Below are 13,469 nucleotides of genomic sequence, written 5' to 3' on the forward strand. Positions count from 1 at the left end.
GAAAATTTATATAATTAGGTTGCGTACAAGTGTGTGGTGTGTTTTTTATAAACAAATGTTTTATTCTTTTTATTTGCAATATATTAAAAGAAATAAACATGAAAAATTTTAAGAAAGACGAAATTTTGAGAGAAAAAATAACTGTAAGACTTCAGGAATATACAGAATTTAATTAGAAAGCGATAAAAGAAGAAAAATCCAAAAAAGAACTGCTCTTATAGAATTGCGCTTTACAGAGATTACAATAGGCAGACATCTTCCATATAAAATCAATCTTAAAGAACCAGCAAAGTTGGACCTGGAGATAATAATTTCCAAATGAAAATATTGACTACGATTAATAGAAATGAGCAATTATGTCTACCATTCGAATCAGAAGCTAAAAATCATACTTACGATAAAAAGTCCCACTTATAGCACATTAGCAGTTATAGCAGGGGAAAGCAAATTCAATCCTTCTATTTAGGTTCCTGCTAAACATATGAGTAAATTCCAATTGTAATTACATGATGGTTATTCTAGAGAAAGACACAAGACTAACAAGGTATTTTATAACCATAAGACCTTCGGATACCAATGCTAAAATTATTAAATAACAATTTTACAAAATAAATTAATGACCGATTCTTCGACAAAAATAAAAGAACTTGAACTTCAATTAATGCACTTCAAAGTTGCTTTTGACAATATAGATAGTTGTATCTTCATAAAAGATTGTAACGGAATATATACTTATGTTAACAAACTAGTTTGTGATTTATTTCAAACTCCAGCGGTGGATATAATTGGACATACGGACGAGGATTTCTTTGATTTGACAAAGTCGGACGAATTGAAGTATTACGACAAATTAGTAATCGAAAAAGGAATAAAAATTGAAATAACTGAAAACATTTTTTTTAAGGACATCTCAGAAAGTATAACTTTTAGGAGTTTGAAGACTCCTCTTTATAATAAAAATCGTGAAATTATCGGTTTGTGTGGTATTTCTAAAGATGTAAGCAATAAAACACAGGAAAAAAATAAATTAATACAAAATAACCAAATTCCAAAAAGTATTTTAGGTAATACCCAAGCTAGTGTTTTTGTTAAAGACAAGGATTTAAAATACTACCACGTAAATTCTAATTTCACACAAATTGGAAGTGTTGCTCTAAGTAAGAAAATTCACAAGGAGAGAAAAGAATTTCGTACAATGGAAGTTACTGGCAAACTCAAAAAAATTGACATGAAAGTTTTGTCAACAGGAAAGACAGTTCAGAAAAGAATATCTCGGATTGATAATTCGTGTAATTACAAGGATTACCTTGGTATAAAAATTCCCATGTTGAATGAGAATAAGAGTGAAGGTCTGTTAAATACAATTTATAATCTTTCTGAAATTACAGAAGTACAAAAAAAAATATTGAAACAAAATAGGGAGCTGAAATTGTCACTCCAACATCGTGATTTCTTTCTGAATATGGTAGTGCATGACCTACGAATACCAATTGGGTTCATAAAATTAATTTCTGAAATCCTTAAAAATAATGCCAGAAAAAAAGACATAGGTATGTTAAACTTTATTCATGATACCAGCATAGATATGATTGAACTAGTCAACAACCTTCTTGACATTTCTTTAATAGATTCAGGGACTTTGAATCTCAGAAAAACTGATGTAGATTATGTTTTATTTATTAAAGAAATAGTTAAAAAAAATCAATTTATTGCCAGGGAGAAAAACATTAAAATTAAAACCAATATTAAATACACAACAAAGTTTATAAAAATAGATGTCTTAAAAATTGAACAGGTACTCAACAATCTAATAAGTAATGCTCTTAAGTTTTCTTACTTCAATTCAACAATTACTATAAATTTTTTTGAGGAAAACAATAATATATTTACTCAGATTATTGATGAAGGTCAAGGGATCAAACCGGAGGACATTGATGATATTTTTCTGTGTTTTAAAAGATCTAATGCTATTTCTACCAACCAAGAAAAATCGCATGGATTAGGATTAAGTATTGCTAAAAAAATAATTAACGCTCATAATGGCCAGATTGATGTTAAAAGTGTTTTAAAAAAAGGATCCGTATTTACCTTTAATCTTCCTGTCTGATTGTTAGAATCCTAGTTATATTAGCTTGATGGATATGCAAATAAAAACTACACATTAAGTTCGATTACTATTTGTGATTTGAAGGTTAATTCTTCTATGTTTTTTTATTTAAAGCAGAAAAAACCGTAGCAAACTTCAACGTACACAAATATTTTGAGCTTAATTGCTCTTTAGAATTTTTCCATGATAAAATTCAGCTTTGAAGTATAAAAAAATCTTTCAGCTGCAGCATTATTCCAGCAATTTCTTTCTACGACTCTATTGGGGTTATTTTTTTATAGGAATCAAGAATATTTTTCAAACTTTTAGAAGCATACTAAATACCTGAGTCGAAATGAATCTCTTAAATTACTAACTTATAATTCCGATCACACAAACTTATAATAGTTGGCCTTGACTATTTATAGTAAACATTATATAAATTAATCAAAGCAGAAAGCGAATTGATCTCTAATTTTTCGAAAATTCTTTTCTTATATGTACTAACAGTGGATTTTTTTACGCTTAAAACGTCAGAAATTGACTTATTTCCACATCCTTCAACATATAATTTAGCAATCTCAATTTCTCTGTTGGATAATTTCTCAAATGGATTTGAGGGTTTTTGAAAGATCACCGCATCCAATATTTTATTTTGAATATCGTTGCTTATATATCTACCTGATATAAGTACATCATCTATAGCTTGTTTTAGCTCAGCCTCGGTACACAATTTATTTAAATATCCATTAGCACCAGCATTCAGATAACGTATAGCAAACATGTTTTCGTCAAAAGCAGAGAAAATCAAAATTTTTATCGTTGGTTGAAGCTTCTTGATTGTAGGTACAATAGAAAGGCTATTATCGTTCGGAAAATTTACATCTAGAATCAATAAATCAACTTTTGTAGAACTTACCAGTTTTAAAATCTCAATGTATGTAGATACTTTATTTATCGTGGAAAAGGGAAAAATACTTTTAATGAAAATAGCCAGTCCATCTCTAACTACTAGGTGATCGTCCGCTACTATAAAATTATATTTTGACATTAGTTTAAGTTTTTGAATTATATATTTTCGATGTGATGCAAAATTTTAATAGGCTAATGTTTACATTTTAAAGGTTTCATTATAAAATTCTAATGATATTTGAAGAAATAATGTTTTTTATAAAAAAAAAATTATTTTTCTTGGCTCTCTTCCTCTTGGTTTTCTTCAATTTCAGCCAATTCATTTTCAATAATAATACTTATTTCATCGGTGATTCTTTTAAAATTTAAACCAATATAAGTATCTAAATCTTCTGGTAGATCTCTATTTTTCGGTAATTCTTTCTTCTGAATATTTTGTCTTCCTTTATCAGGAACAATAGTTCCTCTAAATATTTTTCTATCTAATTCTTGTCCAAAATTATCTGCAAGTACACCAACAAATTCACCTTGTGATAATTGAGCAATTCTAGACTGTGGCAAGATATATTCAAACTGCTCGTTTATAGATATCGATGTTACATTTGTATCCATAGAAACATTTTTTATCTTTTGTTTTGACTTACCAAAAATTTCTTGCAATTCTTTGGCTGTATTACTTTTTACTGATCCACTAAAAACATTTCCAGCAATATTGAAAATGGTTTGAGCAGCTTTATCTCCATAATCTCTTTTTAATTGCTCCAAATCTTGAAAACCAAGAACTGTACACACCTTATTAGATCTTGCAGTTGCCATTAGATTATCTAAACCCATAAAATACAAAGTAGGTAATTCGTCTAAAATAAGTGAAGAAGGAGCTCTATTTTGTACATTTATTAATTTCATTAATTGTGTAACTATAAGCCCTAAGGCAGGTGCATTTGTTTTCTGTGTTTTTGGATCGTTTGCAAGAACTAGTATAGACTCTTGGTTTAATAGATTAATATTTATATCAATATTCATCTCTGGATAAACATTGTTTCCCATCACCCAAAAAAGTTCCTTAGTGGCAATTTGAGATAATGGAATACGAGCAGAGGCAGTTTGTCCAGACAATTGCTCATATGCTTTCTTTTCAAGTGCATCTTTAAATGGGGTTAAAAAAAAGGCTAATTCTGGTTCTGTTTCTAATAATTTAAAAACTTTCTCATCACTTTGCGAAGCTAATGCTATTGCATGAGGAAGTGTACAAAATTTACCACCTTGGTACAATTTTAAAAAATAGATACATGCTGCAAAATAAGAAATAGCAGATTGTGCAAAGAAATCTTTTTTTTCAATCCACTCTTTATTTAAGTTAAAAAGAACGGTTTGAGAAGCTTCAATAGCATCACTTGTTCTTCTAATTAAATCTGGTGCTATGGGATTTATGAATTGCGAATATTCAATCTCATCAAAATTGATAATCTTAAAATCATACTCACTTTTAGAATCTTTATAAAAATCATAAGATACTTGTGTCAAGGAAGGAAATTTAAAATCATAAATCATAAATGAAAATTTTTTTATCATTTGCTGTCTTATAAATTCTTCTATTATTGAATACGTTTTTCCGGAACCCGGGTTTCCCATAACAATAGAGCCTCGAAAAGGATTAATGACATTAATCCATCCTTCTTTCATTTTTATATTAACCGAGTATTCATTTACCATTTTCTTTTTTTCTTGCTTAAAAGATTCATTACTTTCATTAAATTGATCACTAGTATCAAAGTATGAAAAATAGCGTCTAAACATTATTATTGAAATAATAAAAAGTAAAGAAGAAAAAATAGTTATAAAAAAGTAAAAAAAAGGAAATATTGTAAAATAAGAACATATAAGATTTAGAGATAAGAGCATAAATATTAGTAAAAGACAGTAATGCTTATATTTCGATACTTTGGGAATCTTTTTTACATGAATTCCGGCAGAACAGATAAAAAAAATAGTAAGATACAGTATTTTAATATTAATTTTGTTTCTACATAAAATATCAAATTTTTGACAAATAAATTCTTGAGTTGATTTTAAATGTGGCATATCCAAATATAAAGTAACATCAAAAGCAACTAATAAAAAGCCAAATAAAAAACCAAAAAGAATTAAAGAATCCATTGAATATTTATCTGAACTATTTCCCATTTTTATTTTTATTTATTTGAATTAATGACTTAATAGTACAATTTACCCTAACACTTTTTTGCTTAGTAGTATAAAGTAATAAATATGCTATTGCTCCCCCTTCTTTTTTAAATTTTTTTTCCAATTTTAGATTTCCTATTGCAAGACCCATTATTGCTAACGCTACCCAAAGTGATTTGGCTATCATAATTAATGCCGTTAATGCAAAACCTAAAGTAATCACTGCTGTTTGTACACTCAATCCAAAAACTTCAGGACTAGCTTCTAAACATCTGGGGATGATGAATTTTTTTGTAATAGTAGTATTGTTGCTATTATTCATAATGATTTATTTTCTAGATGAAAGCATCGAATTTATAGAAGAGACTTTTGATGAAATTTTCGAAATTGCTGACCCAGCTCCCCCAGAATGAGGGGCCCCTAATGGGCTTCCGCCATTGATTAAAAATTCACAAAATCTAGGAATTTTAAAAAATAAAAAGATAGCTGATACCTGAACAGCAACTATAACAAAAAAGGAAGCGAAACCTTGCGTGTCTATTCTTGTTAGAATTATTAAATACTTTAAAATAAAAATAAACGGCTCCCATAAAAGAATTGCTAAAAAAGATAATGACCAATTCAAAAAAGACTTTTCATTTCCGGGAATAAGAGAAAACATTACAGAAAAATACCCCATAATATAATATATAGCGATAGTTAACGATTGTTTAATTAACATATATGTTGCTATAAAACTTCCTACAAAATAAATAAGCAAATGCAATAATTCCATGAATGGATTTACTTGTAAAACGTCATACAATCGGTCATCTGTCCGGGTCATAGAAGAATTAAATCTAGCATCAAAACCATTAATATCAATACCTGACAAATCAAGTATAGATTGTTGAATTATATCCGACAAAATCTTCATAGGTGTCAACATAAAAAGTTCAACAAGTGGGTTATATAAAATAAGTCCGGCTAAAACTAAGCAAGGCCGAACAATTATAAAAGGATCAAGACCTTTTTCAGGGTTGACCATATTCAATACAACTTTATAAACAACAAAAATTAACACTAAAATACCTGCAAATGTAGATAAATACATATGCAATCTATCGATGAGCAATTGAAACTGGTCAATAAAATCCGTTCGCATTTGAAGGATAAAATCGTTGGTAGACGCCTGTAAAAAAATCATATTTTTTTAATTTGAATTTAATTGAGAAAATAATACAATAAAAGCTAATAATTTTGTAATATTAAACTCTATCTTGCTTAGGTCAGCATAAACTTCCAGGTATTCAAGCGCTAATCTTTGAGAAGCCAATCTATAATATCCTTCGCCATCAATAAACAGAGCTCCAATACCTATCAAAGCAATTACTCTTTTTTCTAATCTTTCTGTTCGTTCTTTTAAAACCGAAAATGTTCTTACATCATGACGAAATCCAGGAGCATAATGAGCTGGTAATACTAAAACTCTTTTTGAGTCAATTTTATTTATAAGAACTCTCGAGGCAACTGCTAATGCATTTAAGCTATTGGCATTTCCAAATATAGACTTTCTCCACCTACCAATACGATCCTTCTCTTCTTTTATAATATCTGGAATTATCCTATTTGCCTCTTCATTTTTAAAAACGATAGCTGTGCTCACCATTCCTGGTATAACAATTCCACGAATTGCCCCCGCTTGCGGATCAAATACATGATTTATTATTTGTTGTCCCGTAGATTGATTCCAAATTGTTAGAAATAAAACTATAAGTACACTTTTTCTCATTTCTATATGTTTTTTCATTATTATATTGTAAGTTGTAATGCTCTATCAATAATATCTAAAAGAAGCACTTTTCTCTCACCTTCCGTCATATAATTATCTGTCTTAAACAAAGTCTTTAATTCTGTTTTTAAGGTTCTGATTTTATTCGTTTGAAAAAACTCTATTAACCGGCTCTTAGCTGCTAATTTTGATAACCCCGGTATATTGCCGGAAATGGAGCTCTTCGCTACGATATAGTTTATACATTCATCCAAAAAATCATCTGTCTCTTTTTCTTTTGATCTCATTGCTGAACTTATAGTTTCTAAACTTTTTTTATAATCAACAACAAACTTCCTTACTGTCTGAATTTCAGCAGCCATTGCTGCTACTTTAGGAAGCATTTTCTTATCTACAGAAGTAGCTCTTTTTTCCTGCGCCTGAGCCAAAGGATCAGGCAAACTAGTATAAATAGGCCCTATCGGTATCTGAATTTGTGAATGGACACTTAAGGTAAAAATTAAACATAAAAATAAATTGAATTTCATAAGCTTAAAATAAGTTAAAAACACGTTCTGAAATTATTAAATCTTCTAAGGTATCATCCAAATCTTTTTCTATTTTTTCTAATTCTGAAATAATTTCTAAAGATGTTTTTAGCAGATTTCCATTGTTAGAAAAATCATTACCAATACCATTATCCAGACTATTTAAGTAATCTGTATACATTATCCATCTACGCCTTTTTTGTTCTTTTTTTCTATTAAATAATAGAGGAACTCTATTGTTTATGCTATTAAGTCTCGATAATTTAGATCGTATATTTATAATTGAATTATTCTTTGTAAAAACAGCATTAAAAATGCTCATTAAACCATAATAAGGAGCCTGTTTTCTTATTTCGGCATTTAGTTTTGTCATTTCCTGTTTCACTTTTCTCTCAGCAGGTGTAATAAGAGCTAAAACTAAATTATTAGCAGTAGCAGAACCTTCTGCCTCCCATAAACGAACAATAATTTGGGCATGATTTGCTGTGCTTTGTAAAAATAAATAGACAAATAATATATACTTTAAATACAGTTTCATAGACCTAAACTTAATATTTCATTCAAATCACGTGAGGACAAGGTTGCTGTTTTTGCTAATAAGGATGTCAGAATAATAAATGCCGCGTTTCTTTGACCATTTTCATTTGTCCTTTTTAGTTTAGACAACATTTTTTGATCAAGAGAATACAATTCCTGCGTATTTGCATTTCTAATATTACCATTCCTTGTTAAAGCAATTTGAAAAGCAATCGCATCATTTATAGCCAGCTCTCTAATAAAATATTCATTTTTTGCTGCAGTATTGTAAAATGGTAATAAGGGACGTGTTGTTATTGCAGTTCCCAATAAAAGGTTGTTGAGTGCTAAATTCGAAGCTATTGGGACTTTCAAACTTCTGTCATGTTTATTTCTATCATATTCTCTAATTCTAGTCTCTATTTTGTCATTCTTTATATCCTTTAATCCTGTATATATAGCTGTTTGTCCTGCTAAAATAAGAGAATTAACAGCAGACTTTTCAGTTAGTATCCTTAACAAACCACTATCAGTATTAATGACAGTAACGTTTATTACAACAAATTGTGGAAATGCATGACGTGAAATAAGCATAAAAGCAGTACAAAAAAAAATTTTTTTATATCGTTTCATTGTTCTTTTACAAAGTAGTTTTAACATTTTTCATAGGCAAAGGGCTTCTTTTAGCAGTAGAAGGCTTATTTCTTCTCTTCATTGCGACGTCACTTATTTTTACACTTGATTCTATAAGACCTTTAAATTTTGAGGAATTAGATTGAAGTTCATTAGAAGTTGATTTGGCTCTATCTTTTGGAAGAACATCAATTCTTGAAGTATTTTCCCTAGTTGGCATTACTTTCAAAGCATCGGCACTCATCGCTAATGGTCTTGTTTTTTCTTTTTTTATCTTCTTTGATTTAACTTTTTTTATCTTCTTTGATTTAGCTTTTTTTATTTTCTTTCTAGCTGTTATCTTTTTTTTAACACTTTTGTAAGCTTTCTCAATCAACTTTACAATTGGCTTTTTAAATACAAACAGTAATGTAAAAACACCTAATACAATACCTATAGGCCCTAGAGTGAATAAGAGGGCTGCTGCCATAACAAGGGCTACTGTTACTCCAGCCTTTTTTAATTTTTCACCAAAAGATTTATCCTTTTTTGAATCCTTTTGGTCCTTTCCTAAATTTTCATCTTTTGTACTCTCTTGATCTTTTGAATTCTTTTGCTCCTTCTCTTTCAATGGCTTCATTTTTTATTTTCTTTTACTGAGATTTTGTTTTTCATCGGCTAGATTCAAAATATTATTTAAATTAGTTCCGAGCATTTTATTTAATGTTATTTCTTTTTCAGTTTCCCGAACTATTAAACCGTGTTTACTAATAAAATCTTGTAGATCCTCTAAAGAAAGCTGTGTGCTTCTTTTCTCTTCTAAAAATGCAGAAATACTTTTAAAATAATTGATCAACAAATCTGACTTTTTTATTTCTTTCTGATTGATTTTACTCAACAAAAAACAAAGCGCCGTTATATAAAAATCACCTTCTTCTAAAAAATCAATATTCTCCCCAAAAAGAATTATACCTATTAATTCCAGAACCTCTTGCTTTTCAGAATCTTCTAAAATAAAAAAAATAGATAAAAATAAAATAAAGCCTCCAGGAGTTGGGCAGGTTTTAAATCTTATAAGTATCAGTAAAATCTCTTTTTTTTCTCTTGTATTTAACCTATTGTTCATTTCTAATTCTTCTTATCTATAAAATTTTCAAATGCCATTTTAATATTTCCTGTTTTATTATATGTTTTGTAAATTGTTTCATTCTCATCCCCATTAGAAGAATAACAAGCATATCTTTGTGGAGAAACTTTTACTTTATAGACATTAGAAAGACTGCCCATTTTAATAAAAACCTCTCCTTTGTCTACAGCATATAATTTTGAAACATCAGATTCTGTAAAAGACAAATGCTGATAAAATTTATCTTTAAGAGATAGCTTCTTTTTATGAGAAAGCAATAGAAAAGTATCCGTATTATTAATCATGGCTGGACCAGCATCAGTACTAATAATATCATCAATATCTTGTGTAGCTATTGCTATTTCACCATAAAATTTACGAATTGTTTTATATAGATACTTAATAAAACTTACCATTTCTCCTTGTGAAAGGGGCTTCCAGCACTCATCAATAAATATTGATTTTTTAATACCTGGAAGATTCCTAATTTTATCCATTGTTGTTTCTATTAACAGCATAATTACCAGAGGAAACAATATTGGATGATCTTTTATATTATCTAATTCAAAAACAATAAATCTTTTGTGTAAAAAATCCAGTCTCACTTCAGCATTTAAAATAAAACCATAGTCCCCACCTTTATAAAAATCGACTGTAGAGAATAGAAAGCTCTTTTTGTTGAAAAATAAATTCCCTCCTACAATATCATTTTCTTCAATATATTCATAAAAAGTATTAAAACAGGGTCTAATGGTATCATCATCTTGCAAATTCTGGAAAAAATCATCTAAGTATTTTGACAAAACATTTTTTTCTTCTCTACTGGGCTTGTTATCTGAACCTTTCCATAAAAATAGAAGTAAAGAGATTAAAAACTCTTTTTTATCTATACTGTATTCTTCAAAATCAAAAGGGTTAAATTTTAAAGGATTTTCTATTTCATATTCTAGATATTCACCTCCAACAAGATGACACAACTTTTTATATGAATTTCCAATATCCATAATTATAATATGATGTCCCTGTTCATAATATTGACTTACGATGTGATTTACCAAAAAAGATTTCCCTGTTCCTGAAGGCCCAAAGATTAACCTATTTCTATTTACAATCAGTCCTTTTTTTAAAGGGCTGTCCCACAAATCTACCCTTACTGGCTCGTCATGTACAGTATCACAAAATAATACACCACTGGTAGATTTTGTTATTGTTGTTTCTAAATTTAAAAACGTACTAATGACATCTGTTGGAAGTATAAAGCGATGAACCTTATTGATATTAGAAGAATTTCCAGGGCAATTTCCTTGGAAAAAATCTTTGGACGAAGCTGTTAAATAGTTTAGGTGTATGTTTGCTTTTTGAAATTCTTTTCGCGCTAAATCAACATTATTGTCTAAATCTTTATATTGAGAATCCCACAAAAACATACTAAAATTTACTTTTGTATATGCTATTTTATTTTTTTCGCCTTCATCTAAATACTCATCTAAGGTTTCATTCGATATCTTGTTAAATCTGGAAAGACTTCTTAAACTTTTAAATTTACTGGATTTGTTTTCAATCTCTTTTTTAATATCCCCAAAATCATCAATATATACAATTTGATTATACAGATGATTACATGAAAGCCCAAAAATATAATTATGTGTAAATGGAATAAAGAAATCAGTTCTATCTGTAGAATATGATTTGTCTTTTATATATCTGGAAAAAGACTGAGGCAAATCAGTACAATTTTCCATTGAAAATATTTTCACAAAATTATCCTTAATACGAAATTCTTTGTCAAAAGATATTTCATAATCTTCATCTTCTTCAAATGATTCTGAACTAGACAAAGAGAAATAGGTATTTAAAAGCTTTATAATGTCATTTTCCTTTAATTGTTTAACCTCAAAAAAACTAGAAAGGTTTAATTTATTTACAAATGATTCACAACTTTTAATGAAGTTTATTATTTCTTTTTCTTTTGAAGATTGCTTCTTCTTAGTATTCGTTGCATTTAGTTTACTATAAGTTAAGATTAAATAGCATTCATGTTTTAAAATAGAGCTTTCATAGAAAAATTTATTATCAGATCTCGGAAGGTATTCTGTTGAAGTTGTTACCGGGCTTTTATTATCATCTTTAAAAAAATAATCTTGCTTTTGAAAAATAGTACCTGGCAACAAATTTTCAAGGCCATGGCTTATAATGTCAGAAATAGAATCTAAACTTGTTTTGTCTAATGAAAACACTTCTGACAGAGTTACTTCAAAAGCAAGACTAATATCCCCATCTTTTGAAACAATCATGTCATTATCAATCGTTAAAATAGGAAAAAAAGAAGCGAAATCAATCATATTATTTAGTTATTTAGTAATTCTTTATTTATATCTCTTAATATTGAGCCTGCTTTAAGTGTTATTCTGCTTTTTACGGCACTTACTGGATTATAGTCAGTTTTTGTTAATGGAATACTCCGAACTAATTTATCCGTTAATCTCAAAAAGGCAATTTTCTTACGACATCTGCTCAATTTTAAAGGCCCCCAATATTTAATGTTACTACATGGGTTTTTAGGGAAAGTGAACGAGAAAGAACTCGATCTGGTTTCTCCTATTTTTGTTGCCTGATAAAAAACTGCATTTTCAATAGCATATTCATTAAACTTGGGCAAACTCTTAGAAAGTTCTTTATTATATTGTTCCGCCAACACAATTTGTACTTCCCTTAAAACATAACTAACAGATACATCCGCTGTTTGAGACATAACTTTAGAAAGGCCTGTAATAAAAAATAAAAAAACAAAAAAACTATTCTTCATTATACTATATTAAAATACTACTATATCAAAATATCTTTTAGACTAAATGATTGGCATGGCATTATGTACAAGTTTTAAAACTCCATTAATATTTCAATAGAAAATCTTTTATTTTTAACACAATTTTCCCTCTTCTTCCGCCAGAATTATTTTCTGCAATATTTATTTCCAATACTTCACTGTCCGTAGGGACAAACCTATCAAATCCAAATAAAAATGTATTATCAGATTTTGCATCTATATCTTTTGTATTATTGCAAACAAAAGTTGCTCTTTTTTCATTGTATTGAATAGCAGTCTGTTTTTTCATAGATTTAAAAACATTGAATTTTTTTCTTGTCGTAAGCACAAACCTTATTGAATCTGTAGTGAAATTTATGTTAGATTCATTTTCAATTTTCAATCTTACAATAATCTTATCCCTATCATAAAATATACCATTGATTTGATACTTCATTTTATGATTTGAATATTCTCTAGAAAAATTAGAAGTTCTCGATGATAAAGAATTACAATTTTCTTTATTTAAAACATCAAAAGAGTTCAATTTAAAAGAGTCTTCAGGTTTGTATATATAGGTTTTAACTGTAGGATTTTGATTATAATCAACCCATAATGAGTAATAAAATCCATCTTTAGTCACCACTGTCAAATTCGTTCTATTAGTAACATTCCATTTTGCTAAATCAGTACATTTTATTTTAATAATATTTTTAATTTTATCAACAGAAAATGCATCAGACCCAATATCTATATAACTAATCTCACTTTTAAAAATTAAATGAGTGGTTAACTTATCCGATACATCTATAGATGAACTACTATAAGAGATACTATCTAATGTTTTTTTGCTTTGTGAATAAGAATCATTTATAGTAGATAAACCACTAAAAAAAATAGCAGTATATAAAAATTTAATATAATTCATA

At 28.4% G+C, this 13,469-nt stretch carries 14 protein-coding genes; 1 reads left to right on the forward strand and 13 read right to left on the reverse strand.

Features of this window, described 5'->3' with window-relative positions; all coding sequences use genetic code 11:
* Positions 1–616 precede the first annotated feature (616 nt).
* Positions 617–2,107 carry a sensor histidine kinase gene (locus tag AC6CH4_RS24795; RefSeq protein ID WP_498107813.1) on the forward strand — a complete coding sequence of 497 codons (1,491 nt, stop codon included), beginning with the start codon at positions 617–619 and terminating at the stop codon, positions 2,105–2,107.
* Between the two features lie 397 nt (positions 2,108–2,504).
* Here AC6CH4_RS24795 and AC6CH4_RS24800 read toward each other — a convergent pair whose 3' ends face one another.
* From AC6CH4_RS24800 to AC6CH4_RS24860, 13 genes are all read right to left on the reverse strand, one after another.
* Positions 2,505–3,137, reverse strand: coding sequence for a response regulator (locus AC6CH4_RS24800; protein WP_498107815.1), 633 nt, complete (start codon positions 3,135–3,137; stop codon positions 2,505–2,507).
* Positions 3,138–3,268: 131 nt separating this feature from the next.
* On the reverse strand, positions 3,269–5,182 hold the full coding sequence (locus tag AC6CH4_RS24805; protein ID WP_498107817.1) for a TraM recognition domain-containing protein: 1,914 nt from the start codon (positions 5,180–5,182) through the stop codon (positions 3,269–3,271).
* On the reverse strand, positions 5,172–5,504 hold the full coding sequence (locus tag AC6CH4_RS24810) for a hypothetical protein (protein WP_498107819.1): 333 nt from the start codon (positions 5,502–5,504) through the stop codon (positions 5,172–5,174). Before AC6CH4_RS24810 ends, AC6CH4_RS24805 begins: the two co-directional genes overlap by 11 nt.
* 6 nt (positions 5,505–5,510) lie before the next feature.
* Positions 5,511–6,368 (reverse strand): hypothetical protein, encoded by an 858-nt coding sequence (locus tag AC6CH4_RS24815; RefSeq protein ID WP_498107821.1) that lies wholly within the window; start codon positions 6,366–6,368, stop codon positions 5,511–5,513.
* Between the two features lie 6 nt (positions 6,369–6,374).
* Positions 6,375–6,971: a hypothetical protein gene (locus AC6CH4_RS24820; RefSeq protein WP_498107823.1), complete on the reverse strand. Its 597-nt coding sequence runs from the start codon at positions 6,969–6,971 to the stop codon at positions 6,375–6,377.
* A gap of 2 nt (positions 6,972–6,973) precedes the next feature.
* Positions 6,974–7,480 carry a hypothetical protein gene (locus AC6CH4_RS24825; protein ID WP_498107825.1) on the reverse strand — a complete coding sequence of 169 codons (507 nt, stop codon included), beginning with the start codon at positions 7,478–7,480 and terminating at the stop codon, positions 6,974–6,976.
* 4 nt (positions 7,481–7,484) lie between these two features.
* Positions 7,485–8,018, reverse strand: coding sequence for a hypothetical protein (locus AC6CH4_RS24830; RefSeq protein ID WP_498107827.1), 534 nt, complete (start codon positions 8,016–8,018; stop codon positions 7,485–7,487).
* On the reverse strand, positions 8,015–8,629 hold the full coding sequence (locus tag AC6CH4_RS24835; protein WP_498107829.1) for a hypothetical protein: 615 nt from the start codon (positions 8,627–8,629) through the stop codon (positions 8,015–8,017). The genes AC6CH4_RS24830 and AC6CH4_RS24835 overlap by 4 nt, the downstream gene beginning before the upstream one ends.
* A gap of 7 nt (positions 8,630–8,636) precedes the next feature.
* Positions 8,637–9,248 (reverse strand): hypothetical protein, encoded by a 612-nt coding sequence (locus AC6CH4_RS24840; RefSeq protein ID WP_498107830.1) that lies wholly within the window; start codon positions 9,246–9,248, stop codon positions 8,637–8,639.
* A 3-nt stretch (positions 9,249–9,251) separates the two neighbouring features.
* Complete coding sequence (locus AC6CH4_RS24845) at positions 9,252–9,734, reverse strand: hypothetical protein (RefSeq protein WP_498107832.1); 483 nt, start codon at positions 9,732–9,734, stop codon at positions 9,252–9,254.
* 2 nt (positions 9,735–9,736) lie between these two features.
* Positions 9,737–12,076, reverse strand: coding sequence for a TraG family conjugative transposon ATPase (locus tag AC6CH4_RS24850; RefSeq protein WP_498107834.1), 2,340 nt, complete (start codon positions 12,074–12,076; stop codon positions 9,737–9,739).
* 5 nt (positions 12,077–12,081) lie between these two features.
* Positions 12,082–12,486 (reverse strand): hypothetical protein, encoded by a 405-nt coding sequence (locus AC6CH4_RS24855; protein WP_498107836.1) that lies wholly within the window; start codon positions 12,484–12,486, stop codon positions 12,082–12,084.
* Between the two features lie 139 nt (positions 12,487–12,625).
* Positions 12,626–13,468, reverse strand: coding sequence for a DUF4138 domain-containing protein (locus tag AC6CH4_RS24860; protein ID WP_498107838.1), 843 nt, complete (start codon positions 13,466–13,468; stop codon positions 12,626–12,628).
* Between the last annotated feature and the right edge of the window lies 1 nt (position 13,469).

The sequence above is a fragment of the Flavobacterium sp. GQ95 genome (assembly GCF_059758655.1).

Excerpts from the sequence above, each read along its gene's own strand:
- AC6CH4_RS24825 (WP_498107825.1), bottom strand. The coding sequence starts at position 7,480 with ATGAAATTCAATTTATTTTTATGTTTAATTTTTACCTTAAGTGTCCAT.
- AC6CH4_RS24860 (WP_498107838.1), bottom strand. The coding sequence starts at position 13,468 with ATGAATTATATTAAATTTTTATATACTGCTATTTTTTTTAGTGGTTTA.
- AC6CH4_RS24840 (WP_498107830.1), bottom strand. The coding sequence starts at position 9,248 with ATGAAGCCATTGAAAGAGAAGGAGCAAAAGAATTCAAAAGATCAAGAG.
- AC6CH4_RS24815 (WP_498107821.1), bottom strand. The coding sequence starts at position 6,368 with ATGATTTTTTTACAGGCGTCTACCAACGATTTTATCCTTCAAATGCGA.
- AC6CH4_RS24855 (WP_498107836.1), bottom strand. The coding sequence starts at position 12,486 with ATGTCTCAAACAGCGGATGTATCTGTTAGTTATGTTTTAAGGGAAGTA.
- AC6CH4_RS24795 (WP_498107813.1), top strand. The coding sequence starts at position 617 with ATGACCGATTCTTCGACAAAAATAAAAGAACTTGAACTTCAATTAATG.
- AC6CH4_RS24845 (WP_498107832.1), bottom strand. The coding sequence starts at position 9,734 with ATGAACAATAGGTTAAATACAAGAGAAAAAAAAGAGATTTTACTGATA.
- AC6CH4_RS24810 (WP_498107819.1), bottom strand. The coding sequence starts at position 5,504 with ATGAATAATAGCAACAATACTACTATTACAAAAAAATTCATCATCCCC.
- AC6CH4_RS24800 (WP_498107815.1), bottom strand. The coding sequence starts at position 3,137 with ATGTCAAAATATAATTTTATAGTAGCGGACGATCACCTAGTAGTTAGA.
- AC6CH4_RS24850 (WP_498107834.1), bottom strand. The coding sequence starts at position 12,076 with ATGATTGATTTCGCTTCTTTTTTTCCTATTTTAACGATTGATAATGAC.
- AC6CH4_RS24820 (WP_498107823.1), bottom strand. The coding sequence starts at position 6,971 with ATGAAAAAACATATAGAAATGAGAAAAAGTGTACTTATAGTTTTATTT.
- AC6CH4_RS24835 (WP_498107829.1), bottom strand. The coding sequence starts at position 8,629 with ATGAAACGATATAAAAAAATTTTTTTTTGTACTGCTTTTATGCTTATT.
- AC6CH4_RS24805 (WP_498107817.1), bottom strand. The coding sequence starts at position 5,182 with ATGGGAAATAGTTCAGATAAATATTCAATGGATTCTTTAATTCTTTTT.
- AC6CH4_RS24830 (WP_498107827.1), bottom strand. The coding sequence starts at position 8,018 with ATGAAACTGTATTTAAAGTATATATTATTTGTCTATTTATTTTTACAA.